Here is a 23,959-nt window from a genome sequence, read left to right on the forward strand (position 1 = left end):
AGGACGTTGAGCTTCAGGCACGACATAAGCGCCCTCGTGCCAAGGAAAATGCGACCCAGGAAAGTCAACTGGCGGGTACCGCTAAGGTTTAACCACAGTGGTTGAATATTTGGTAACTGGAGAGAGCTCTTTGAAGGGCTCTACATAACAACAAGAGATTTTTCCCATGACGCGAATAAATACCTTGGTGGCCACGGGTGCAGTGGCAATGCTTTCTCTGGCTATCTCCACGGCAGAGGCCAGAGACTTTCGGCTCGGGCTGGTGACTCCTCAATCGCACATTTGGTCGCAGGAAGCGGAAGGCTTTGCCAACGACCTAGCTGAGCGCTCGGGGGGCGAGCACAGTGTTAGCATCTTCCCCGCTCAGCAGCTAGGAAGTGAGGCGCAGATGGTACAGCAGCTCCAGGCAGGGTCGCTGGATATGGCATTCCTTACCCTTGCGGAAGTCTCCAACCGCATTCCTGACTTTGGTGCCCTGTACGCGCCCTTTTTGGTAGAGAATATTGATCAGGCGGCTGCGCTTCTACGTTCTGATACGGCAACGGATATGCTTGATCTGATGCCGGAGCAAGCTGGTCTCGTCGGTATGGGATATGGCATGGCCGGTCTACGCCAGATTCTCAGTCGTGAGCCGATAGAAAGCGCTGAAGACCTGAGTGGCCTTAAGGTGAGAATTACACCCTTCGACCCTCTGCGTGACTTCTTTATTGCAGCTGGAACAGCGCCTACCCCATTACCGCTACCGGCTGTTTATGATGCGCTGGCTAATGGCCAAGTTGACGCCATTGACATGGACTATGACTCCATTCGGCTACTCAAATTCTATGAGAAAGCGGACCACTTGGTGGTTTCTAACCATATGATGTTTCCGATGGTCGCGGTTGTTTCCGGCCGTGTCTGGGCTCAGCTGGATGATGAGGATCGTGACATGATCCGCAGCAGTATGGCTGAGCACGCGAACAATATTTTGACTCACTTTCAGGAAAATCATGATGCCTGGGGAGAGGAGCTGCGTCAGCAAGATATAACGGTTACAGAAGTTGGCCCTGACTTCTTTGCACAAGCCATCGAAGAGTGGGAAGAAATCTGGGCGCCTAAAGCGCCATCATTATCAGCCCTGCGCGAGACAGCGGCTCAGCTGGCTGAGTAATTCTTGCTGCAACGCAATATTGCCCCGGCCTAGTGTCGGGGCGTTTGGAGAACGCCATGCTCAAACAACTTTCGTCTGGTGTCGCTAGGTGTGAGGTGATTATTGCGGCAGGTTTGGCAGGGCTGGTCACGCTGCTGATCCTGCTTAACATTACGACTCGTTCGCTGGGTTATGCGTTGTATTGGACGGATGAACTGGCGATTCACTCGATGGTCTGGATGACTTTTCTTGCCACATCCGTAGTGCTCAAGCGTCGTGAGGGTATTGCAGTGACGCTCTTGGTGGATTTATTTTCTCCGCGCTTTCACGCTATCGCTAAGTTCGTGGTTGATGCCATCGTGCTGTTTTTCGGGGGCTTTCTATTGTGGTTGTGTTGGCGCTGGTATGACCCTGTGGCGTTATTTGTTTCGGGTTTTGATATTAGTGCTTTCCAGATGGATACCTTTAACTTTATTTACTCGGAGCGCACAAGCACCTTGGGTTTACCCAAGTTTTGGTCGTGGCTGTGTTTGCCTGTGTTTTCGTTGTCTCTGCTGTTGCATGGTTTGGTCAATATCACTGACAGCATGGCTGACGTCAGAGCCGTCGCAAGGGAGTCAATATGACGCTTATCGTGTTTGTATTTCTGCTGATGATTGCGGTCCCTATTGCTCTGGTCTTAGCGCTTTCAGCGGTTTGGTATATCTACGATTCAGGGAACCTTCTACTGTTTGCGTCTTATCCGCAGCAGTTGTTTGGGGCTATTGAAAACTATGGTTTGCTGGCTATACCGCTATTCATGTTAACCGGTGAGTTGATGAATGAAGGTGGCCTGACGCGCAGGCTAATTGATTTGGCGCGTTTGCTAGTAGGTGGGTTCCGCGGCGGTCTTGTGTACATCAACCTAGTCGCCAATATGATGATGGCGGCTATTGTTGGCTCGGCAGCTTCACAAATAGCGATTATGTCTCGGGCTATGGTGCCTGCGATGGAAGATGAAGGGTACGATCGGCCCTATGCTGCCGCAGTCACTGCCGCTGGCGGGCTGATGTCGCCGATTATTCCTCCCTCCATGTTATTTGTGCTATTTGGCGTTATCGCGCAGGTGCCAATCGCCGATATGTTTATTTCGGGCATTCTGCCGGGACTGTTGATGGGGTTGTTGTTTTTTGTTGCCATTACGTTGGTGGGTTTGGTTCAGCAGTATCCCAAAGGCGAGTGGCCAACGCGTGTTCAAGCACGTGGATATCTGTTGATGGGGCTGCCAGCCATGGCAATCCCGTTGATTATTATTGGCGGCATTCTCACAGGTGTGGCGACGCCGACGGAATCCGCTGCGCTTGCATCGCTGGCTGCGCTGCTGATAGGCCGCTATGTATACCGTGACCTGAGTTTCAGTGGTTTGCCCAAGCTGCTTGAGAGAACGGCCATTAACTCGAGCCTGGTGATCATGCTGATCGCTGCTGCGGGTGTTTTCGGCTGGGTTATTATCTACGAGCAGTTGCCCCAAATGGCGGCTATCTGGATTGCGTCGATGACTGAAAGCCCCTTTGTTTTTCTGCTGCTAGTCATTGGAGTGCTGCTTGTTGTGGGTATGGTCGTTGATGGTATTGCTGCGCTTATTTTGGTGGTGCCGATCCTGCTGCCGATTGCTCAAGACCAGTTTGGCATCAGTCCTTTCCAGTTTGGTGTCGTGGTGTGTTTGACGTTGGTGTTGGGCCTGTTGACCCCGCCGGTAGGAGCAGGGCTGTTTATCAGCTCGTCCATGACCGGGGTGCCACCAATGAAGATTTTTCGCGCATTAATACCTTTCCTGATCATGAGCTTATTAGCCCTCGTGCTGCTGGCTTGGCAGCCTTGGCTGACATTGGCTCTGCTGTAAAAGTCTCAGGCATCTGGCGTGGGTGATGGTATCGTCAGCTGCCTGGTTCTACCCATCAGAAAATCCCGATTGGCTTCCAGCGCTTCACGCAGGAAGTCCCACAGCAGTCTGACACGTGCTAAGCGGCGCTGTTCCTGGCGTGCGGTGATCCAGAATTGGCGCACCACATCGACTTCCTCCCTGAGTATGCTGCTCAGTGTGTCGCTGGCTTCTGCCATGAAGCACGGTAGTACCGCTAGGCCCGCGTTGCTTAGCGCGGCGGCATGCTGGGTGGTGACGCTAGTACTACGCATGGCGAAATGGGGGCCATGGTTACCGTTGAAAGCGGGCTCTAGCAACGGGTCTAGATAGCTCAGCTGCTGGCTGAAGATCAAATCATCGACGTAGCCAATTAAACGGTGAGAACTTAGCTCATATCGCGTACTGGGCGTGCCGTGATGTTTTAGGTAGTGCTGGCTGGCGTACAGCCGCAGGCGATAATCACATAGCCGTGTGGTAACCACGCCAGGGCTAGTGGGGCGCTCAATGGTAATGGCTAAGTCTGCTTCATGGCGGCTCAAGTTGATAACGCGCGGCAAGGTCAGTAGCTCTAGGGTGACGCCTGGATGTCGCTCGCAGAAAACGGCGAGTAGTGGAGCAATTACCCAAGTGCCAAAGCCTTCGGTAACGCCCAAGCGGATTTGTCCGTTGATCTGGTGGTTCTTGTCGCTCAAGCTTTCGCCAGCGTCAAAAGCGTGGCGCGCCATTTCTTCGGCGTGGGCCAGCAGCTGTTGGCCTGCTGTGGTCAGATGGTAGCCGTGGGTACTGCGTTCAAATAGCTGGGTATTAAGCTTGTGTTCGAAGCGGCGGGTGCGTCGCGAGAGGGTGGAGTGGTCGAGTCCTAGGCGTCGGGCGGCATCCGTCAGGCGCTCGCTGCGTGCCACTTCGAGAAATATTTGTATGTCTTGCCAGTCGAGCATGATGGCCCCTCTTTGGCGTGGCGGATAATCGCTGCTTTGTGCATTTTTGCACAAACAATGTGCCAGACTACCCGTTGTCTGACCATCCGCCCTGTAGATAGACTCAGAATATGACAGTTTCGTGCCATTGTGCACATAAAGTCGTAGTCAGTTTCGTTATCTCTCACCTCATTGGTTAAGGAGTTTTTTCATGACTATTCGTGAAATTCCCATGTATATCGACGGCAAGGCGGTAACGTCTCAGAGCCAGGATTGGCGTGATGTCGTGAACCCAGCGACGCAGGAAGTTGTCGCCAGAGTGCCGTTCTGTACCACTGAGGAGGTTGAGTTAGCTATTGCGAATGCCAAACAGGCATTTAAAACTTGGCGTAAAGTCCCGCTGGGTAAGCGCATGCGTATCATGCTCAAGTTTCAAGCGTTGATTCGTGAGCATACTGATGAACTGGCTGCGTTGATCAGCGAAGAGCACGGAAAAACGTTACCTGACGCGGCGGGGGAGGTTGGGCGTGGCCTAGAGGTCGTTGAGCATGCTTGCTCGATTACTTCACTGCAGCTGGGGGAGCGAGCAGAAAACGCCGCTAATGAGGTGGATGTTTATACCCTGAATCAGCCGCTGGGCGTGGGAGCGGGTATCACCGCATTCAACTTTCCGATCATGCTGCCGTGTTTTATGTTCCCGCTGGCTATCGCAACGGGAAATACCTTTGTCTACAAGCCCTCTGAACAGGACCCTAGTTCGTCCATGCGTCTGGTTGAGCTTGCCCATGAAGCGGGTGTGCCGCCCGGTGTGCTTAACGTGGTACATGGTGGGCCAGAAGTGGCTAACCAGATTGCTGACCATACGGATATCAACGCGTTGTCTTTCATCGGGTCTACCCATGTTGGTTCACTGCTTTATGACCGTGCCGCTGCTGCGGGCAAACGCATGCAGGCGATGATGGGAGCCAAAAATCATTGTGTGATTATGCCTGATGCTAACCGCAGCCAGGCGATTGATAACTTGATGGGCTCGGCATATGGCGCTGCTGGTCAGCGTTGCATGGCCAACTCAGTAGTCGTGTTGGTTGGCGAGGCGCGTGAATGGCTTGACGATATTGTGAAGGGCACACGTAGTATGAAAGTTGGCCCAGGCACTCAGAAAGACGCCGATCTCGGACCCCTGGTGTCTCCTCAGGCTAAAGAGCGTGTTGAGCGCTTGATTGCAACGGGTGAGCAGGAAGGTGCCACTTTGGAAGTGGATGGCCGTGGTTGCCAAGTTGAAGGTTATGCTGATGGAAACTTTGTTGGCCCGACACTATTCAGCAATGTGACTGCTGATATGACGATCTACCAAGAAGAGATCTTTGGTCCGGTGCTGTGTGTGGTCAATGTCGAGACGCTAGACGACGCCATTGACTTTATTAATGCCAATCCTAATGGTAACGGCACCTCAATATTTACCAACTCTGGCTGGGTGGCACGGCGTTTCGAGACTGATATTGATGTAGGGCAGGTGGGTATCAACGTGCCCATTCCGGTGCCCGTGGCCTACTTCAGCTTTACCGGATCACGAGCGTCTAAACTGGGAGACCTTGGTCCCAATGGCAAGCAAGCGATCAGCTTCTGGACGCAGACGAAAACAGTGACGGCGCGTTGGTTCGAGCCTGAAAATGTTTCCAGCGGTATCAATAGCACCATTTCACTGAGCTGAGACGACGTTCTAGGCTGATATTACGTTTTAGCTAATCACCCCGCCCGCACGCTATGCGAGGCGGGGTTTTTAGTTACAGACGTGTAGACACGGCATTAACGTTAACGTTAACTGTCATATGGTGGCTGCAGCCACGCTATAGTCACATGGTTAATCACAATAACAGGAACCATTATGTCAGCCTCTATTAGCCACTTTTCTGTACCCGACACGTTAGAAGCGCTGCCGCAGGATATTCGTGAGGCGATTCTCGCGGTTCAGGAGAAAGCAGGGTTTGTTCCCAACGTATTTTTGATGCTAGCGCACCGCCCTGCCGAGTTTCGCGCTTTTTTTTCTTATCACGATGCATTGATGGAGCGTGAGTCAGATACGCTCAGCCAAGCTGAAAAAGAGATGATTGTTGTGGCGACCAGTGCACGTAACCGCTGCCTTTATTGCGTAGTGGCACATGGTGCTTTGGTGCGCATTTATAGCAAAGACCCGCTGCTGGCGGATCAGGTGGCTGTTAATCATCGCACTGCGCCGATCAGTGAGCGTCATCGTGTAATGCTCGACTTTGCTTTGTATTGCAGTACTGAGGTAGGGGAGCTAACGGATAGCTGGATCGTTCGTTTGACTGAGGCTGGCTTTACCCAGGAAGATATTTGGGACATTGGTGCCATTGTCGCTTTTTTTGGCTTGTCGAACCGATTGGTAAGTTTGACGGGAACGCCGCCCAATCCTGAGTTTTATTTGATGGGTCGGGTGCCGCGAGACAAGTGACAGCGACTCAGAGGTTGGTAGTGTGAGCCGGTTTTTGGAGCGGCTGGCTGATAAAAGTGTGTCAGCTTGCGTCTAGGGCTGGCTCATCGGGCCATTGTAAGGGATCATCTGAATGTCAAATTCTGCAAGGAACGCTTTTTCATGATGCCCCGATGTATTTCTCTTGCTGTGTTATGTGCTGCTCTGGCAGGTTGCCAAAGTGTAGCAGCTCCAGTTTCTCAGGCAGTGGCTGCTGACTCTGCTGAGCCCCGTGCGAGCGCTGACCTTGTTGCCTCAGGCCAAGGCGCAACGTCCAAAAAAACGGTAGCAGCGCCTCATCGTGCCGCTCCCGGTGCTGCTGGTTTTGATGACTGGTTGGCTGAATTCCGTCGCTATGCTGCGGCTGAAGGAATCAGTGAAGCAACATTGGCAAGAACGCTGGATGGCGTACGTTATCGCCCACAAGTCGTTGAGCTTGACCGTAAACAGCCTGAGTTTTCACGTCAGATATGGGATTACTTGGATAGCGCGGTGTCTGCCTCGCGAGTGAGCAACGGGCGCGACAAGCTGGCAACACATCGTGACGCGGCAAACCGTGCTTCAGCGCAATATGGTGTGCCACCTGAAGTAATGGTTAGCATTTGGGGTATTGAAAGCAGTTATGGCGGCTACCTGGGTGATTTTTCTACGCTGGAATCGCTAGCGACCCTCGCCCATGATGGGCGTCGCCAAGAGTTTGCCTCGACTGAGCTGCTGGGTGCGCTGCGTATTATTCAGGCGGGTGATATTGCGCCTGAAGAGATGAAAGGATCTTGGGCGGGTGCTATGGGTCATACCCAGTTCATACCTTCAAGCTTTCTGGCCTATGCCAAAGACGGCGACGGTGATGGGCGACGTGATATCTGGAACAGCATTCCTGATGTGTTGGCGTCAACGGCCAACTATTTGGCTGAAGCAGGCTGGCGTAGTGATGAGCCCTGGGGGGTTGAAGTGATACTCCCCCAAGGCTTTGATTACAGCCTGGCTGATGCATCGCAGCGCCGCTCAAGCCAGAGCTGGGCACAGCTGGGTGTGACTGCCCGCGACGGCAGTCCTTTGCCTAACCTGCAAGAAACGGCAGTGATTGCGCCTGCCGGTGCGCGAGGCCCAGCGTTTCTGGTAGGGCAGAACTTTCGCGTTATTTTGCGTTACAACAATGCCACTAGCTACGCTTTAGCGGTGGCGGTGCTGAGTGACCGCATTGCTGGGCGTGATGGTATTCGCGGTGAGTGGCCGCGCGAACTAAAGGCGTTGAGCCGAGATCAGGTCAAGCAAATGCAGCATTATTTGCAGGCGCGGGGCTTCGATGTGGGAACTCCTGACGGTATTTTTGGCCCTAATACCAGTCGCGGTCTCAGGGAGTTTCAGCGTGAACAAGGGTTGGTGCCAGATGGATTCGCCACACTTGACCTGCTGCAGCGACTTCAATAACCCGTAAACCGTACCCTCATCTGATTAGTACTGGAGCGAAATGTCATGCCCAAGGGAATACGTCCTCACCTGTCAGCCGCTTTGCTCACACTTGGGCTCGGACTTTTATCTGGCTCTGGTGCGGTATTGGCCGAGACATCGGATAACGTCGTTGGCTGGGTTGAGAAAGTGACAGTTGAGCCCTGGGGAGTTGAGGTCAAGGCGAAGCTTGATAGTGGCGCCTTGACCTCGTCATTAGATGCCAGGGATATCAAGCTGTTTGAAAAAGATGATCAAGAGTGGGTGCGCTTTCGCCTCAGGCTTGACGACGAAGATAGTGATGAGACGCTGTCAGTTAACCTTGAGCGTCCACTGTATCGCGACTTAACGGTACGTGGTGCAGGTGGTCGTGACGAACGTCCTGTGGTGCTGTTGGAAGTGTGCGTGGGGGATACGCGTTATGAAGAGCAGTTTAGCCTGCGTGATCGCGAAGAGATGCATTATCCCATGTTGCTGGGTCGGCGCACTATTGGTCATCTAGGGCTGCTGAGTGTAAACGAAACGTTTCTGACAGAGGCCAGCTGCGACGAAGACTCGCCGCTGATGGCCCATGTGGCAGAAGAAGAGGGTGCTGAAGATGACGTCAGTGCCCAAGACAAAGCTGACGATGACGTTAGCGCCGAAGACAAAGCTGACGATGATGTTGATGCCGAAGACAAGGCTGACGATGAGAGCGCTTAAAACAGCCGGGCCAGCAGTGCTGTTACTGCCGTTTCTACGCGAAGAATGCGCGGGCCTAAATGGATGCCCTGGCAGCCGGCAGCCAGCAGCTGCTGGACCTCCCAGTCAATAAACCCACCTTCGGGGCCAATCAGTAGTAACGACGGTGTTTCGATGCCACGAGGGCAAGCCTCCGGCATGCCCGGATGAGCCAGTAAGCCGCGTCGTCCTTGCAGCAGCGTGCTCAGGTGGTCTTCGATAAAAGGCCGAAAGCCGCGCGCCAGCGTCACCTCGGGAAGCCGAGTGTCGCGAGCTTGCTCGAGCCCCAGTTCAAGATGTTGACGGATTTTATCTTCGTTTAGCTCGGGCGACTGCCAGTAGCTCTTTTCGACCCGCCGAGTGTGTAGCAGAGTCAGCTGTTTTACGCCAAGAGCGGTAATGTGCTCAAGGCTGCGCGCAAGCATGCGAGGGCGCGGCAGAGCCAACACCAAGTGCACGGGTAGCGCTGGTGGTGGCGATTGATTGAGCTGGCTGATATCAAACACGGCTTCTTGGGTGTTGAGGGTAAGTAATTTACCTTTGCCGAGTAGGCCGTTTTCGATGCCTAACGTGAATTCGTCGCCCTGACAGGCGCGATGAATGTTACGTAGGTGTGTTAGTCGCCGTGGGCAGCGAACACGGGCGAGGGTGGTGTTTTCAACATCATCAGGTGACAGCAGGATCAGGTTCATGGATTCTGGCTTGGCCGCTATGTTTTGCATGGTGGGTGATGCGATGCACAATAGTCGCACAATGTGGGGTTTCGCCCATCGCAATGAATGACAACAAAGGAGCAGCACAGTGCGAGTGATTCGCAAATATGCCAACCGCCGCCTCTATGATACCGAACAGAGTCGCTATGTAACCCTTGAGGATTTGCGCGAGCTTGTGCTGGAGGATGTTGCGTTTCGGGTAGAAGATGCCAAGTCGGGAGAGGATCTGACACGCACCATCCTGCTGACGATTATTATTGAACAAGAGCAGATCGGTGGCGATGCCGAGGTATTCTCCAATGATCTGTTGGCGCAGTTTATTCGTGTGTATGACATGGCTAAACCGCTACCGCTGGCACGTTATCTTGAGCAGGGCACCAAGTTGATGATGGAGCAGCAAAAGCGGGTGCAGGACCAGTGGCATCAGGCCATGCGCCATACGCCTATGGAGCTGATGCGTGAGATGGCAGAAGAAAACATGCGTTTTTGGAAGCAAAATCTCGGCAAGATGGGAGGGGGGGCTACTTCCAAGGACGATGATGCTGATAAGGGCGGCTGAGGTGGGGTGCTGACAGGCCACTTTTGATGCGCTTTCTGACATAATACGGCGATATATTACTTCGACAGTTAAGGGTGCCGAGCGGATGAAAGTTCTTGTTATTGGCGGTGGTGGTCGTGAACATGCACTGGCTTGGAAACTGGCGCAGTCGCCTGAAGTGAGTGGCGTGTTGGTGGCGCCGGGCAATGCAGGTAGCGCTCGGGAATCCAGTTTGCGTAATGTGCCGGTTGCGGCGGATGACATTGAGGGATTACTGAACCTGGCGCAGGCCGAAGCCGTTGATTTGACCGTCGTGGGCCCTGAGGCTCCGCTGGTGGCGGGTGTTGTAGATCGTTTTCAGCAAGCCGGTCTTGCTATTTTCGGCCCGACTCAGGCCGCGGCTCAGCTTGAGGGATCAAAGTCTTTCACTAAGGACTTTCTTGCGCGCCATACTATCCCTAGTGCTGCCTATTGCACGTTTACTGACGTTGAGCCAGCCCTCGCTTATCTGGCTGAAATGGGCGCACCTATCGTGGTTAAGGCTGACGGCTTGGCGGCGGGTAAAGGCGTAGTGGTTGCTGAAACACTGGCCGATGCTGAAGCTGCAGTGCGCGATATGTTGGAAGCCAATGCCTTCGGGAATGCTGGTGCGCGAGTGGTGATCGAAGAATTTCTCGATGGAGAGGAAGCCAGCTTTATCGTCATGGTCGATGGGAAAACTATCGTGCCCATGGCCACCAGCCAAGACCACAAGCGGGCGCTGGACGGTGATAAAGGCCCCAATACGGGTGGCATGGGGGCGTACTCACCGGCAGCGGTGGTCACTCCTGATGTCGATCAGCGCATCATGGAGCGAGTTATTCGTCCAACGGTTGAAGGCATGGCGGCAGAGGGCACGCCTTACATGGGGTTTCTATATGCTGGCTTGATGATTGATGCCGAAGGCAACCCTAAAGTTATTGAATACAACTGCCGCTTTGGCGATCCCGAAACACAACCCATTATGCTGCGGTTGACTTCCGATTTAGCGATGCTCTGCCTGGCCGGTGCCCGAGGTGATTTGGCAGGTCATGAGTGCCATTGGGACCCTCGCGCTGCGGTCGGCGTGGTGCTGGCGGCGGGCGGCTATCCTGGTGATTATGCAAAGGGAAATGTTATTACTGGTCTGGAGGCTGCCGAAGCGGTTGGCACCAAGGTGTTTCATGCAGGAACTGCCCAAGGCGATGCGGGGCAGGTGCTAACCAGTGGTGGTCGCGTATTGTGTGTGACGGCACTGGGCGATAGTGTATCGTCAGCGCGTGACCTGGCTTATCAAGGGGTAGCAGAAATTAACTGGAATGGCGTCACTTTTCGGCATGATATTGCCCATCGTGCCATTGTCAGAGAGCAAGGCGCGCCGGAATAATTGTTCCTGCGACAGGATTTTCCCGCCGTGCCCGAGTTGAGACCCAGGAGGTTTAATGGAACGTGTAAGGCTTGAGTTTCCTGATGCCGAGCTTCGACATCAGCACCCACTGACGGTGCGCGTTACCGACATGAACTATGGCTGTCATTTGGGCCATGATGCGGTGATTTCGTTGTTGCATGAAGCGCGCGCTCAAGCATTGAAAGCCTTGGGGCTGTCCGAAGCCGATATGGGCGGCTACCCAAGCGTTGCGGCAGATATTGCTGTTCAATATCAGGCTGAAGCTCGTTTTCCCGATGCGCTGGTGGTCGATACGGCGATTCCTGCGCCGACTGGCAAGGTCGTAACGGTTTTTCAGCGTATTCGTCGTGAAGCTGACGCTAAAGTCGTGGCAACGGCACGTATCAACCTAATGCTGATTGATATGCAAACCGGGCGACCGGTTGCGGTGCCGGATGAGGTGCGAGATCGCCTCAGTGGTTCAGCCTGATGTCTCGGGAATACCCGATCATTGCGGTAACCGGCTCATCGGGCGCAGGCACAACCACCGTAAGGCGCACTTTCGAGCGGATGTTCTCTCGAGATGATGTGCACGCGGCTTATGTTGATGGCGACGCTTTTCACCGTTATACGCGCAAGGAGCTGGCGCGTATTTATCGAGAAGAGCCTGAGCGCAAGGGAGAGCTTTCGCACTTTTCGGTTGAAGCGAACCAATTAGATGAGTTGGATGCGTTGTTTCAAACTTACGGCGACTGTGGCAGTGGTCTTTATCGCCACTATATTCATGCTGAAGATAAAGAAATGGTAGAAGCGGGCTACCAGGTAGGCACCTTCACCGACTGGGAGTCAATTCCTGACGGCACAGACCTGCTTCTGTATGAAGGCTTACATGGTGGCCTGGTTACGCCAGAGTTTGATATTGCGCGTCACGTTGATCTGCTAGTGGGTGTGGCGCCGACCATTAACCTAGAGTGGATCCAGAAAATTGATCGAGACATGCACTTTCGTGGCCACTCGCAGGCAGCGGTGATAGACACGATTCTGGGGCGTATGGATGATTATGTCCGCTATATTCAGCCCCAGTTTTCACGTACTCATATCAATTTTCAGCGGGTGCCAACGGTAGATACGTCTAACCCGTTTGGTATGCAGGATATCCCATCGGATGCGGAATCGTTGGTGGTGATCCGTTTTCGTGATCCCTCTAACGTTGATTTTCCCTATTTGCTGACGATGATTAAAGATGCCTTTATGAGTCGGCCGCATACGCTGGTGGTGCCTGGCGCGCGCTTATCGCTGGCCATGGAGCTGATTCTGGCACCGTTGGTGCGCCATTTAATGGCGCAACGCCGTTTTCGCTGAGACGTTGGGCTCACTATCAAGGTGTCATTAGGAGACTGGATTTCATGGACTGTTTGTTTTGTAAGATCATTAATCGAGAGATTCCGGCTGATATCGTATTTGAAGATGAGCATGTGTTGGCTTTTCACGATATCGACCCCAAGGCGCCAACTCATATACTGATTATCCCTAAAAAGCATATTTCGACGCTGAACGATATCGAGGAACGGGATCTTGAGGTAGTGGGGCGCTTGCAGTACACCGCTGCTCAATTGGCGCGTCAGCAAGGTTTTGCCGATGACGGCTATCGTGTGGTCATGAACTGCAATGAGATGGGAGGTCAGACGGTATACCACATTCATATGCATCTGATGGGTGGTCGTCAATTTACGTGGCCTGCTGGCTAATTGTATGAGTGGTGTTGAGCTGTCGCTTCCATTTATTGGTCAAGGGGGAATCATGGCCCGTCAATTTACCCGCGCTGATCGTTTGATTGGTCAGTTTGATGCCGCACTGAGAACGCTTGTGCCCGGTGTGGCTCAGCAAATACGCCTCTCACCGGCGACTGCAGATATTCAAGATGAACCTCTTGATGATGATGAGCGCCGCCGCGCCGAGGGATTGATGCGAATCAATCATACGGGTGAGGTTTGTGCCCAAGCGCTATATCAGGGACAAAGCCTGACGGCCAAGTTGCCCGAGGTTCGTGAGCAGATGGAAGAGGCCGCAGAGGAAGAGATTGACCACCTTGCTTGGTGTGAGTCACGCATCAAAGAGCTTGACGGCCACACCAGTGTACTGAACCCACTGTACTACGCCGCATCATTTGGTATTGGTGCGCTTGCGGGTGCGGTAAGTGACAAAGTGAGCCTGGGCTTTGTCGCAGCCACTGAAGAGCAGGTGGGTAAGCATCTTGAGGAACATCTCCACACGTTACCAACGGGAGACCGTCGCTCGCGTGCGGTGCTTGAGCAGATGGCTATCGATGAAGCGCAGCATGCGCAGCAAGCACTGGAAGCCGGCGGGGCACGCTTTCCGGCGCCAGTGAAGCTTGGTATGACACTGATGTCTAAAGTGATGACCAAAAGTGTTTATCGCCTGTAAGGGCGTATGACGTTAAAGCCTGTTAGCGCTAAACGTGTTGCAGGACTGCAGGTCACCGCTTTCGAAACCGCGCTTGAACCAGCGAACGCGCTGGGCCGAGCTGCCGTGGGTGAAGCTGTCTGGCATCACGGCTCTGCCAGCCTGTCGTTGCAGGTGGTCGTCACCAATAGCGCTGGCGGCTTGCAGAGCTTCTTCTAAGTCGCCTGGGTCCAGCATGTTGCTGTGGTTATTGGCATAGTAGCCCCACAAACCGGCGAAGCAGTCGGCCTGAAGCTCTTGGCGAACTGATAAGTCGTTGGCGACCTGCTGAGAGGCGTTAGCCTGTTCTTGACGCACTTGGTTGCTGATGCCCATAAGCGTTTGTACATGGTGGCCTACTTCATGAGCGATCACATAGGCCTGAGCGAAGTCGCCAGGCGCACCATGACGATGGCCGAGTTCTTCAAAGAACGAAAGATCTAGGTACACCTGCTGGTCGCTCGGGCAGTAAAAAGGCCCGACGGAAGCACTGGCTCGCCCACACGCAGAGCTGACTTGCCCCGTGAATAGTACCAGCGTTGGTTCTTGATAAGTGGCACCGTTGCGTTGGAACACTTGCTGCCAAGTCTCTTCGGTATCTGCTAGTACGACGCCAACAAAATTGGCCAGCTCCTCCTGCTCTTGGCTCATCGCTTGAGAAGGATGGCTGGCCGTGCTGAGGCTTCCACCGCCCATTAGCATGGGAAGCAGGTCGATACCCGCTAGCTTGGCGCCTGCCACGGCTAGTCCACCAACCACAAGAATCGCTCGCCCACCTTTGCTTCTGAGCAGCATGGGTAATAGCCGAAGAAGCGTTCTGCTTCCACCGCGCGAAGATGCAGAGGAAAACCCTGTAGGCTGCCCCCGTCGGTCATCAATATTGCGGCTCTGTCGCCTGCCTCTCCAACGCATGACGTCACTCCTTTGCAGTCGCGTGGATGCTTTGTGCCTATGCCGATTTGTACAGGGTTGATTTGTACATGTTCGATTTGTATGTGCCGATGCAGTACGGCCGGGCTTGAAGCCCCGGCCCGATACTTATGCTTCGACGATCGTGTAGCTGTGGCTAACCGCTACGCCACCTTTGCCTAACATGATCGAGACGCTGCAATACTTTTCAGCTGACAGCTCAACAGCCCGCTTGACTTGGCTTTCCTTGAGATTGCGACCAGTGACCGTGAAGTGCACGTGAATTTTGGTGAACACGGCAGGCACGGCATCGGCGCGTTCGGCTTCGACGCTGGCGACGCAGTCGCTGATATCAGCGCGAGACTTTTCGAGGATGTCCAGAATATCAAAGCTGGCACAGGAGCCGAGGCCGATTAGCAGCATTTCCATGGGGCGAGGACCGGTGTTGCGTCCACCATGGTCTGGTGGGCCATCAATGACCACGCTGTGTCCGCTGCCGCTTTCAGCAACAAACTGGCGAGCATCTGTCCATTTAACGGTGGCTTGCATGAAAAACTCCTTGTGGTAAGTGTGGTGACTGAGGGTCAGGTGTGAGTCTGATGTAACAAACTATCCAACATTTGCAGGCGTTCCGGTGTGCCAACGTCTACCCATTGGCCACAATGGTGAAGGCCGCTCACCTTGCCTTGTTGCATGGCGTCACGCAGCAACGGGGCTAATGGAAAGCGCCCCGGTGAATGGTGTGCGACTAGTGATGGATTAATCAGCGCAATGCCTGAGTAGGTCAAGCGCGGCGTGCCATCGGCATGGAGTTTGCCGTGGATATCTAGGTGAAAATCTCCGTTTGGGTGGTGCTCAGGATTATTCACCATGACCAGCTGGGCAAGGTTGTTGGCGCAGTCTTTACTGCAGCACTCAAGCTGCGCAGGATCGAAGTCACTCCACACGTCACCATTGACCAACACAAAAGGCGAGCTACCTAATAATGGTAAAGCCTGACGAATACCTCCCCCCGTTTCTAATGGGGTGGGCTCTTCACTCCAGTGAATGCGTAGGCCAAACGCATCGCCTTCGCCAAGTGCTGCAATGATTTGTTCTGCACGGTAGCTGACATTGATCACCACGTCATCAATACCGGCCGCAGCCAGGCGTTCTAGGTGGTGAACAATCAATGGTTTGCCGCCGACATGGAGCAGCGGCTTGGGGCAGTGATCGGTCAGTGGGCGCATCCGGGTGCCTAGCCCAGCAGCGAGAATCATGGCCTTCATGGATGGGGCTCCGTGTCAGTCGCAACGCGTGCTAGCAGGGCGGGACGCAGTGTATTCTCCAGCCAACCCTGGAAGGCAGTCAGTGAGTGCTCTGCCTTGCCAGTGGCTGATATGCTCAGGTCGTGAAGCGCATCGCTGAGATGGTCGAGAAAGTGCGGCAAGCGTGCCAAGTAGCCATGGCGATGGTCGCGCAATGTCAGTCGACAGAAAATGCCCAGTACTTTGAGTGAGCGTTGAGCTGCCATAGCCGCCACTTGGCGATGAAAATCATCGACCGAAAGCTGTTGAGATAAACGACCATCGGCTTGGGCGCGGGCGTGAAAGCTGGCTTGCCAGCTTAGACGGCGTTCGCGGCTGAAGCGACAGTAACGTCCATGCAGCAATGAAATCAGGTCGTAGCTAATCGGGCCGGCGACGGCGTCCTGGAAATCAATTAGATAAAGTGTGTCGCCGTGTACCATCAGATTCATGGCGTCGAAGTCGCGATGAACTGTAACGATGGGCTGTTGCAGTGCCGTGTTGACCAGGCTGTCACGCAGCGCTGGCCAGCTGTCTGGTGTTGGTAGGCTAAGCCAGCGTGACAGGCACCATTCCGGGAACAGCGCCAGTTCCGTATTGAACAGGGTTGCGTCGTAGTTTGGCAGTGGTTCGGGATTGGCGCGATTTTGAAGCTCGTGAATAGCATCAATGGCTCGGGTAAACCAGGCAAGGGTCGCCTCGCCGCTGTGGCCATCCAGGCGGCATTGCATGGGAGTGTCGCCCAAGTCGTCTAGCTCGATAAAACCGGCGTCAAGATCCATGGAGTGTATCTGCGGAACAGGCAAGCCAGCCAGCGCCCATTGCTTGGCAATTGCTACGAAGGGACCACTATCTTCTTGCGCTGGTGGGGCGTCCATCAGCATGCGGGTGCTCGCATCCGCCAATGTCAGTCGGTAGTAGCGGCGAAAGCTGGCATCTCCAGCAGCCAGCTCGAGGTTCACGGCGTCGCTGGCGAGACCGTGGTTGGTCGCACTCCACTGACGCAGCTGGTGCAGGCGGGCGTTAGCGTCTGGCATCATATTCCTCTTTGAATTCGGCAGGCTGGGGGTGATTTGACGCCTGCTGGGCGTCGCCCCATGCTGGGTGTTCGGTCCTGCGAGGCGGCTATCCTCTGGCATGGTACTGTCTGAAAACAAGGGCAGCGGCTGTAATCAGTGACGAAAAAGTACAGAATGGACAGGACGACAGGCAGCATGGAGCCTGTATAATACCGTTTCTCTTTGCCAAGGACACCGTGACACATGGGCAAACGACCCCAATGGATTGCCATGACTGGCCTGTTGATCAGTGGCGTGGCTTCTCCGCTGCTGGCGGCACCGCCGGCATCATTGCCGGCCGATCAGATGGATTGGCAACCCTGGGGCGCTGAACGTCCCCAGGGTGCGTTGTGTAGTGGCCGTTATGTCATGCCTGAATACCGGCTTCCACCAACCACCGGTGACCGAGTCGCCAGCGAATCAGACAGTGGTGCTTACACTCAGGATGGAGAAACCATTCTTTTGGGTGAAGTTGTGCTGCGCCGAGGGGATACCCAGGTAGAAGCACCGAACTTACGCGTCACTTCGGCTAGAGATAAAGTCGTTGCCGATGAGACGCTGACACTGCGCGACCCGAATTTACTGGTGCGCGGTGATCGTGGCGAGTTCTCTTTGAACAGCGAGTCGGCCAGTATTGACTCTGCCCATTACGTTGCCCATCAGCAAGGTCTGCGCGGTGACGCACAACGGCTGGCCCGACTGGATGCGCAGCGTTATCGGCTTAGCGAAGCGAGCTTTACCACCTGCGAACCAGGTAACAGCCTTTGGCGACTGGTGGGCAGCGATATTCTGCTTGACCGAGAAACCGGCGTCGGTACGGCGCGTCATGCACGGTTAGAGGTGGGTAAGGTGCCAGTGTTTTATTGGCCCTGGATGAGCTTCCCTATTGACGATCGGCGTAAGAGTGGTTTTCTCTGGCCAACAATTGGTATGAGCAACAAGTCTCTGGATTACGCTCAGCCCTATTACTGGAATATTGCTCCTAACCAAGATGCAACCTTAGTACCGCGGTGGTTTAGTCGGCGTGGTTTGATGCTGGGCGGAGAGTACCGCTACCTGCTGCCGTCTTCTGCGGGCATTCTTGAGGGCGCTTACCTGGGAGAAGATGACCGTGCTGGTGCTGAGGCGTCGTCACGTTCCGAACTTGAGGATGGTGATAAGCGCTGGTATATCGACTATCGACATGAAGGGCGTATTGACCCGCGTACCAGTTATCGGCTGCGCTATGGAGCAGCCAGTGATGGTAACTATTTCAAAGATTTTGGTCGTAGCTTTGCAGAAAATGACACGGTTGCTATGCCGCGTCTGGCGACGATAACGCACCAAGGTGATGTGTGGCGACTTAACGCGACAGCCCAAGGGTATCAGCGCATGGATGACCCGCTGAATCCTATTGATAAGCCCTTTTATCGCTTGCCCAGTTTGACGGCTTCGGCGGGTTGGGGGCAGGAAAATGGGTTGTACCAGAACTGGAATTCTAACCTGACCTATTTCTGGCGTGATCATATCGGAGATGACCAGGGGTTTTATAACTTCGATGAGGGGCGTCGTCGCGTGCCTCTGCGAGAGGCAGCCAATGGCTTTCGCTTAAGGCTATCGCCTGATGTTGGCTGGCGGCATGAAAACAGCTGGAGTTTTTTCGAGCCAAACGTTTCGCTGATTCACACCTCCTATGAACTTGATTACGGCAAGCGTGAAACCGATAACAGTGAGAGCCTGTCTCAGACGGTGCCAGTTAGCTCGGTGGACATGGGGCTGATTTTTGAGCGGGAGTTTAAGCTGCTGGGAGAGGACTGGCGCCAAACGTTGGAGCCGCGACTTAATTATGCCTATGCACCAGCGCGAGATCAGAGTGAATTTCCTGATTTTGACACCAGTGAGCTAGCTTTCTCTTGGCACCAGCTGTGGTCGCCTTATCGCTTCAGCGGTGGGGATCGAGTTGGCGATATCAACCGGGTGTCCTGGGGGCTGAGTAGCCGTTTCCTTGAAGATGACAATGGACGCCAACGCCTGTCGCTGGGCGTAGGGCAGGCACTGTATTTCGAAGATCGCCAGATTGGCATGGATGGCGACCTGGACACCTTGCCGCGCGATACCGAAAAGTACTATCAGAGCACGCGTGAGCGCTCACCGTTGGTAACTCGGGTGGATTGGCAGGTCACGGACCAATGGCGCAGTTATTGGGAATGGTTGTATGACGACCATCGGCGCCGCACCGACCGAGCGACGCTGGGAGTTCAGTATCGTGCTAAGGCAGGGCATGTGCTTAACCTGGGTTATCGCTGGGAAACCGAAGGGTTTAACCCCTATGCTGACGGTGATGACCGGTTGAGCTATAACCGTGAAGAATATGATATGTCGTTTGCCGTGAAAGCCCTGCCGGAACTTGATGTTATCGGGCGCTTGATTTACGACAACACTAACGACCGTGCGCTGGAGCAGCTGGCTGGTGTGCAGTGGAATGACTGTTGTTATGGTCTGCAATTAGTCTGGCGAGAGTGGATCGATGACAATAGCACGGCGAGCACGCTAGCTGACGACACAACAGATCGGGGTATTTTTCTGCGCTTCGTATTTAAAGGGTTAGGTGGCGTAGGCGGAACAGCCGATACATATTTCAGTAGCTCGATACCAGGGTATCGTGGTGTTGAACTTGAATAAGCCGCAGGATTGCCAACCATGCACAGAGGGAAAAAACAGATGATGAGTCAACGTATCATGGCGCTGGGTATGGCGCTATGCCTGAGCTTGGGTGCTTTGAGTGCGCAAGCACAGCAGCGCGAGCCGCTGGATCGTATTGCCGTTGTGGTTAACGAAGGGGCGGTAATGGTCTCTGAATTAAATGACCGCATTGAGCAAACGAAAATGCAGCTACAGAGTCGTGGCATTGAGATACCGCCTAACCAGATTCTTAGCGAGCAGGTCGCAGACCGCATGATTCTTGAAGAAATTCAGCTTCAGCGCGCACAAGAGGCCAACCTCAGCGTGGACCCTACTGAGTTGAATCGACAGCTACGTGCCGTTGCTGAAGGTAATGGCATGAGCCTGGAGCAGTTTGCTGACCGCCTGGAAGCTGATGGTATGTCGCTTGGTGTTGTGCGCGAACAGGTGCGTCGTGAAATGCTAATGCGTGAGCTGCAGCAGCGCGAGGTGGCCAGCCGAGTCAACCTCTCCGAGAGCGAGGTGGATCGCTTTATTGAGCAGCAGGGCAACGCCATCAGCCGTGAGCAAGCGCGACAGGAATTGTTTCAGCGTAAAGTGAATGGCGAAATGGAAACCTGGCTGCAGGAAATTCGCGCTGATGCTTTTGTTGATGAGCGGCTCGGGTTTAATTCGTGACAGCGAGTCCGATACTGGCACTGACAACCGGTGAGCCCGCAGGGATCGGTCCAGAGCTTGCCGCTATGCTGGTTGGTAGGGCTCATCTTAAGCAGCGTGTGGTGGCTATTGGTGATCCTGAGCTTTTGGCTCAGCGTGCTGCGCTGTTAGATGAGTTTGCCTTGTCGCCGCTGGAGATTATTGAGTTAGGCCCTGATGACGAGGTGCCGCCCGCTAAGCCAGGCTGTTTGCCGGTCTGGCCAGTGGCACTGTCAGCACCGTCGTCTCCTGGTGTGCTGAATACCGCTAATTCAAACTATGTGCTCAAGACGCTTGATCTTGCCGTATCGGCTTGCCAGCGCGGCGCTGCCCAGGCCATGGTGACGGCACCGTTGCACAAGGGAGTGATTCGCGACGCGGGACAGCATGATTTTACTGGCCATACCGAATACTTGCGCGATGCGTGTGGGGCTGATGAAGTTGTCATGCTGCTGGCGACAGACCAGGCCTTGCACGCTCGCATACCGGGCTGGCAGGGAAGTCATGCGTTGAGAGTCGCCTTGGTGACGACACATTTGCCGTTGCGGAATGTGGCTGATGCTATTACCTCCACGCGGCTTGAGCAGATTATTGAATTGCTTGCGGCTGATCTGACGCGCTGGTTTGGCTTGAAAAAGCCGCGCATCGCGGTTTGTGGCTTGAACCCTCATGCTGGGGAAGACGGCCATCTTGGTACTGAAGAGCGCGATATTATTGCGCCAACTCTTCAGCGATTGCGTCAACGGGGGTATTGCCTTGATGGCCCCTTACCCGCGGACACGCTGTTTACCCCGCCGCATCTCGCTGATGTTGATGCAGTGCTTGCCATGTATCACGACCAGGGGTTGGCCGTGCTCAAATATGCCGGTTTTGGGCGTGCTGCCAATATCACGCTGGGGCTCCCTTTGGTGCGGACGTCGGTAGATCACGGCACCGCGCTAAACATTGCCGGCACGGGTGCTGCTGATCCGGCGAGCCTGCAAGTGGCAGTGAACTTGGCGGCAGACATGGCAACGCGTGGCAGGCTGACTTAGCCTGCTTGGTTCTATCGTGTCAGTGATTGTTGCCAGCGAGTTAGCACCAGCGACTAGAGTTAGTACCAGCGACTATCTGTGACGCGCAATGTTTGTGTTGAAAGCACTAAACTGACGTGCTTAGCACACATCAAGTGCGGCAAAAGACTACGTAAAAGAAGGATTCCCGAATGGCCTCCCGACCTGCGCCACACCGCGCCCGTAAACGTTTTGGTCAGAATTTCCTGCGTGATCGTGGCATTATTTCAGCCATTGTTCGTTCTATTGGGCCGGCGCCTGGCGAACGTCTCGTAGAAATTGGTCCAGGGCAGGGAGCGCTGACTGAGCCCTTGATTGAGGCGACTCAGGGGGCGCTGGAAGTTATTGAGCTTGATCGTGACTTGATTCCAGGTTTGCGTGTGCAGTTTTTTAATCATCCAGGGTTCGTCATCCACGAAGGCGATGCGTTAAAAATGGATTTTCGAAAACTGCGCGGCGAAGGCGCGCCGCTCAGAGTGGTGGGGAATCTGCCTTATAATATTTCCACACCGCTGATTAGCCATTTATTGGGTGCGGGTGATGCAGTGGCAGATATGCACTTTATGCTGCAACAGGAGGTTGTTGAGCGGCTGGCAGCACTTGAAAATACCGCTCAGCGTAGTCGCTTGTCGGTGCTGGCGCAGTACTATTGCTGTGTTGAGTCGTTGTTTAGTGTCCCGCCAGAAGCGTTTGTCCCGCAACCCAAAGTGGTATCTGCGGTGGTACGGCTTACGCCACACAGCACCTTGCCGTACCAGGCCAAAGATGAAGCTCTGCTGTTTTCTGTTGTTCGAGAGGCGTTTGCTCAACGGCGTAAAACGTTGCGCAATAACCTCAAACCACACTTGGATGATGCCGCTTTTGCTGAGTTGGAGATTGACCCCGTGCGCCGACCTCAAACGTTGAGTGTTGAAGAGTTTGTGCGTATCGCTGACTATATTTTTGACCATACGCCCGAGAGTGAGGAGCAGAACTCATGAGCCGAGTGTATGCCGACCAGGTTGATGTTCAGGTAGAGCCGAGCTTTTGCGACGAAGAGTCTGATGCGGATGAGTCGCGCTTTGTCTTTAAATACACCATCAATGTGCATAATCATTCTGAGCAAAACATGCAGCTGCTGGCTAGGCACTGGAAAATCACCCAGTCCAGCGGAGAGGTCCATGAGGTGCGTGGCAAGGGTGTGGTGGGCCAGCAGCCAATGATTGCTCCTGGCCAGGCGTTTAGCTACACCAGTCGAGCAATAATTGACGGCCCTGTTGGGGTGATGGAAGGCTCTTTTACCTGTGTCGATACGGCAAGCCAAAGGCCATTTGAGGTGGCTATTTCAGCGTTTCGTCTGGCAGTGCCTAATCAGGTGCATTAACACATCAAGCGCATGAAAAAACAGAGGCTGACATGACTGCATATGCCGTAGGTGATCTTCAAGGCTGCCATGCCGAGTTTGTCGAGCTTCTGGAACGGCTCTCTTTTCGGCCGGGTCGTGATGAGCTGTGGTTGGCAGGGGACCTGGTCAATCGTGGTCCGGCATCGCTTGAGTGCCTGCGCGAAATTATGGCATTGGGCAACAGTGCTAGGCCGGTGTTAGGTAATCACGACTTGCATTTATTGGCTGTGGCGCGTGGCAATGGGCGCATTAAACCTCATGATACCCTGCAGGCAGTGCTTGCGGCGGATGATCGTGAAGCCATGCTTGACTGGCTGCAAAGCCGGCCGCTGGTGGTATGTCAGGGTGATACGCTGATGTGTCATGCTGGTCTGTTGCCAAGCTGGGGGCAGGCCCAGGCTGCTGCCTTGGCTGATGAAGTTCATTCGCTGCTCGTTAGTGAGTCGGCAGGTGAGTTCCTGGCTCAGATGTATGGCAATGACCCTGATCGCTGGGATGAATCGCTGCAAGGTACGAATCGTCATCGAGTAATCGTTAATACGTTAACTCGTATGCGCTTTATTGATGCAGAGGGCCGCTTGAGCTTTGCTGCCAAGCAGGGGCTAGACAGTGCGCCTGCGGGATACCGCCCTTGGTTTCAGTATCCACGTTGCGATGATATACGTATCTTGTTTGGCCATTGGGCGGCGCTTTCAGGCACGACGCCTGGTAGTCAGGTACGCGCCGAGGCGCTGGATACTGGCTGCGTCTGGGGAGGCAGCCTGACTGCTATTAACCTTGAAAGCGGTGAGCGAATTAGCGTACCTGCCGGTGGATCTGCATTTAAACATTGATCAAAAGGTGGAGCCCATGACAGCACCGACTTTCCAGCACCTGGATGCCGTGACGCTTGAGCGCTGGCTCAAGGACGCCACGCCGGTGACGCTGGTGGATATTCGTGACCCCAGTAGCTTTGCTATAGGTCATATTCCGACTAGCCAGCACTTAGATAACCAGAGCGTTTCAGCATTGATGCACGACGCACCTGCTGAGCAACCTGTTGTGGTGGTCTGTTATCACGGCCATTCCAGTATGCAGGTAGCCTCTTGGTTGGTAGCCCAGGGGTTTGACGACGTATATAGCCTTGATGGCGGTTACAGTGAGTGGCAGTTACGTTTTCCCGCGCAGGTGGAAACAAGCCGATAA

At 54.3% G+C, this 23,959-nt stretch carries 26 protein-coding genes; 20 read left to right on the forward strand and 6 right to left on the reverse strand.

Annotated elements, in window-relative coordinates; all coding sequences use genetic code 11:
- Positions 1-166 precede the first annotated feature (166 nt).
- Genes H616_RS0103905 through H616_RS0103915 form a run of 3 tightly spaced genes read left to right on the forward strand, consistent with a single transcriptional unit; the run spans position 167 to position 3,011 of the window.
- On the forward strand, positions 167-1,150 hold the full coding sequence (locus tag H616_RS0103905) for a TRAP transporter substrate-binding protein (protein WP_027966184.1): 984 nt from the start codon (positions 167-169) through the stop codon (positions 1,148-1,150).
- A 56-nt stretch (positions 1,151-1,206) separates the two neighbouring features.
- Positions 1,207-1,755 carry a TRAP transporter small permease gene (locus H616_RS0103910; protein WP_027966185.1) on the forward strand — a complete coding sequence of 183 codons (549 nt, stop codon included), beginning with the start codon at positions 1,207-1,209 and terminating at the stop codon, positions 1,753-1,755.
- On the forward strand, positions 1,752-3,011 hold the full coding sequence (locus tag H616_RS0103915) for a TRAP transporter large permease (protein WP_027966186.1): 1,260 nt from the start codon (positions 1,752-1,754) through the stop codon (positions 3,009-3,011). Before H616_RS0103910 ends, H616_RS0103915 begins: the two co-directional genes overlap by 4 nt.
- A gap of 5 nt (positions 3,012-3,016) precedes the next feature.
- On the opposite strand, the gene H616_RS0103920 is transcribed toward H616_RS0103915, so the two are convergent.
- The gene (locus H616_RS0103920) at positions 3,017-3,970 is read right to left on the reverse strand and encodes a LysR family transcriptional regulator (protein ID WP_027966187.1); all 954 of its coding nucleotides are present in this window, start codon (positions 3,968-3,970) and stop codon (positions 3,017-3,019) included.
- Positions 3,971-4,160: 190 nt separating this feature from the next.
- On the opposite strand from H616_RS0103920, the gene H616_RS0103925 reads away from it, so the two are divergent.
- The 4 genes from H616_RS0103925 to rloA3 all read left to right on the forward strand — a co-directional run bounded on the left by H616_RS0103925 (position 4,161) and on the right by rloA3 (position 8,591).
- A complete protein-coding gene (locus tag H616_RS0103925) occupies positions 4,161-5,660 on the forward strand; it encodes a CoA-acylating methylmalonate-semialdehyde dehydrogenase (RefSeq protein ID WP_027966188.1) in 1,500 nt (499 codons plus the stop codon).
- Between the two features lie 174 nt (positions 5,661-5,834).
- Entirely contained in the window at positions 5,835-6,422 is a 588-nt protein-coding gene (locus tag H616_RS0103930; RefSeq protein ID WP_027966189.1) for a peroxidase-related enzyme, read from the forward strand.
- Between the two features lie 141 nt (positions 6,423-6,563).
- Complete coding sequence (locus H616_RS0103935; RefSeq protein WP_156906413.1) at positions 6,564-7,871, forward strand: lytic murein transglycosylase; 1,308 nt, start codon at positions 6,564-6,566, stop codon at positions 7,869-7,871.
- A 45-nt stretch (positions 7,872-7,916) separates the two neighbouring features.
- On the forward strand, positions 7,917-8,591 hold the full coding sequence (gene rloA3 / locus H616_RS14145; protein ID WP_084155704.1) for a retropepsin-like aspartic peptidase RloA3: 675 nt from the start codon (positions 7,917-7,919) through the stop codon (positions 8,589-8,591).
- Here the strand turns inward: rloA3 and H616_RS0103945 are convergent.
- The gene (locus H616_RS0103945; protein ID WP_027966191.1) at positions 8,588-9,301 is read right to left on the reverse strand and encodes a 16S rRNA (uracil(1498)-N(3))-methyltransferase; all 714 of its coding nucleotides are present in this window, start codon (positions 9,299-9,301) and stop codon (positions 8,588-8,590) included. The two genes, rloA3 and H616_RS0103945, sit on opposite strands and share 4 nt — an antisense overlap.
- Before the next feature lie 109 nt (positions 9,302-9,410).
- On the opposite strand from H616_RS0103945, the gene phaR reads away from it, so the two are divergent.
- The 6 genes from phaR to coq7 all read left to right on the forward strand — a co-directional run bounded on the left by phaR (position 9,411) and on the right by coq7 (position 13,710).
- Positions 9,411-9,881, forward strand: coding sequence for a polyhydroxyalkanoate synthesis repressor PhaR (gene phaR / locus H616_RS0103955; protein WP_027966192.1), 471 nt, complete (start codon positions 9,411-9,413; stop codon positions 9,879-9,881).
- A gap of 85 nt (positions 9,882-9,966) precedes the next feature.
- The gene (gene purD / locus H616_RS0103960) at positions 9,967-11,265 is read left to right on the forward strand and encodes a phosphoribosylamine--glycine ligase (protein WP_027966193.1); all 1,299 of its coding nucleotides are present in this window, start codon (positions 9,967-9,969) and stop codon (positions 11,263-11,265) included.
- A gap of 55 nt (positions 11,266-11,320) precedes the next feature.
- Positions 11,321-11,755: an acyl-CoA thioesterase gene (locus H616_RS0103965; RefSeq protein ID WP_027966194.1), complete on the forward strand. Its 435-nt coding sequence runs from the start codon at positions 11,321-11,323 to the stop codon at positions 11,753-11,755.
- The gene (locus H616_RS0103970; protein ID WP_027966195.1) at positions 11,755-12,627 is read left to right on the forward strand and encodes a phosphoribulokinase; all 873 of its coding nucleotides are present in this window, start codon (positions 11,755-11,757) and stop codon (positions 12,625-12,627) included. The genes H616_RS0103965 and H616_RS0103970 overlap by 1 nt, the downstream gene beginning before the upstream one ends.
- Positions 12,628-12,671: 44 nt before the next feature.
- Entirely contained in the window at positions 12,672-13,013 is a 342-nt protein-coding gene (locus H616_RS0103975; protein WP_027966196.1) for a histidine triad nucleotide-binding protein, read from the forward strand.
- Positions 13,014-13,065: 52 nt separating this feature from the next.
- On the forward strand, positions 13,066-13,710 hold the full coding sequence (gene coq7 / locus H616_RS0103980) for a 2-polyprenyl-3-methyl-6-methoxy-1,4-benzoquinone monooxygenase (RefSeq protein ID WP_027966197.1): 645 nt from the start codon (positions 13,066-13,068) through the stop codon (positions 13,708-13,710).
- A 12-nt stretch (positions 13,711-13,722) separates the two neighbouring features.
- Here coq7 and ypfJ read toward each other — a convergent pair whose 3' ends face one another.
- The 4 genes from ypfJ to H616_RS0104000 form a co-directional block, all read right to left on the reverse strand.
- Entirely contained in the window at positions 13,723-14,640 is a 918-nt protein-coding gene (ypfJ, locus tag H616_RS0103985) for a KPN_02809 family neutral zinc metallopeptidase (RefSeq protein WP_027966198.1), read from the reverse strand.
- A gap of 126 nt (positions 14,641-14,766) precedes the next feature.
- Positions 14,767-15,186 (reverse strand): OsmC family protein, encoded by a 420-nt coding sequence (locus H616_RS0103990; RefSeq protein ID WP_027966199.1) that lies wholly within the window; start codon positions 15,184-15,186, stop codon positions 14,767-14,769.
- Positions 15,187-15,221: 35 nt separating this feature from the next.
- Complete coding sequence (murU, locus tag H616_RS0103995) at positions 15,222-15,905, reverse strand: N-acetylmuramate alpha-1-phosphate uridylyltransferase MurU (protein ID WP_027966200.1); 684 nt, start codon at positions 15,903-15,905, stop codon at positions 15,222-15,224.
- Positions 15,902-16,960: an aminoglycoside phosphotransferase family protein gene (locus tag H616_RS0104000; protein WP_027966201.1), complete on the reverse strand. Its 1,059-nt coding sequence runs from the start codon at positions 16,958-16,960 to the stop codon at positions 15,902-15,904. Before H616_RS0104000 ends, murU begins: the two co-directional genes overlap by 4 nt.
- A gap of 225 nt (positions 16,961-17,185) precedes the next feature.
- Here H616_RS0104000 and H616_RS0104005 point away from each other — a divergent pair, with 225 nt between their 5' ends.
- The 7 genes from H616_RS0104005 (at position 17,186) to glpE (ending at position 23,959) form a co-directional block, all read left to right on the forward strand.
- Entirely contained in the window at positions 17,186-19,642 is a 2,457-nt protein-coding gene (locus tag H616_RS0104005; RefSeq protein WP_027966202.1) for an LPS-assembly protein LptD, read from the forward strand.
- 18 nt (positions 19,643-19,660) lie between these two features.
- Entirely contained in the window at positions 19,661-20,320 is a 660-nt protein-coding gene (locus H616_RS0104010; protein ID WP_084155706.1) for a SurA N-terminal domain-containing protein, read from the forward strand.
- Positions 20,317-21,372 (forward strand): 4-hydroxythreonine-4-phosphate dehydrogenase PdxA, encoded by a 1,056-nt coding sequence (gene pdxA, locus H616_RS0104015; protein ID WP_027966204.1) that lies wholly within the window; start codon positions 20,317-20,319, stop codon positions 21,370-21,372. Before H616_RS0104010 ends, pdxA begins: the two co-directional genes overlap by 4 nt.
- A 170-nt stretch (positions 21,373-21,542) precedes the next feature.
- Positions 21,543-22,370, forward strand: coding sequence for a 16S rRNA (adenine(1518)-N(6)/adenine(1519)-N(6))-dimethyltransferase RsmA (rsmA, locus tag H616_RS0104020; protein WP_027966205.1), 828 nt, complete (start codon positions 21,543-21,545; stop codon positions 22,368-22,370).
- Entirely contained in the window at positions 22,367-22,753 is a 387-nt protein-coding gene (gene apaG / locus H616_RS0104025) for a Co2+/Mg2+ efflux protein ApaG (protein ID WP_027966206.1), read from the forward strand. The genes rsmA and apaG overlap by 4 nt, the downstream gene beginning before the upstream one ends.
- Positions 22,754-22,785: 32 nt before the next feature.
- Entirely contained in the window at positions 22,786-23,607 is an 822-nt protein-coding gene (locus H616_RS0104030) for a symmetrical bis(5'-nucleosyl)-tetraphosphatase (protein WP_027966207.1), read from the forward strand.
- A gap of 16 nt (positions 23,608-23,623) precedes the next feature.
- Complete coding sequence (glpE, locus tag H616_RS0104035) at positions 23,624-23,959, forward strand: thiosulfate sulfurtransferase GlpE (RefSeq protein WP_027966208.1); 336 nt, start codon at positions 23,624-23,626, stop codon at positions 23,957-23,959.

The organism is Halomonas halocynthiae DSM 14573 (assembly GCF_000425725.1).
Taxonomy (GTDB): domain Bacteria; phylum Pseudomonadota; class Gammaproteobacteria; order Pseudomonadales; family Halomonadaceae; genus Halomonas; species Halomonas halocynthiae.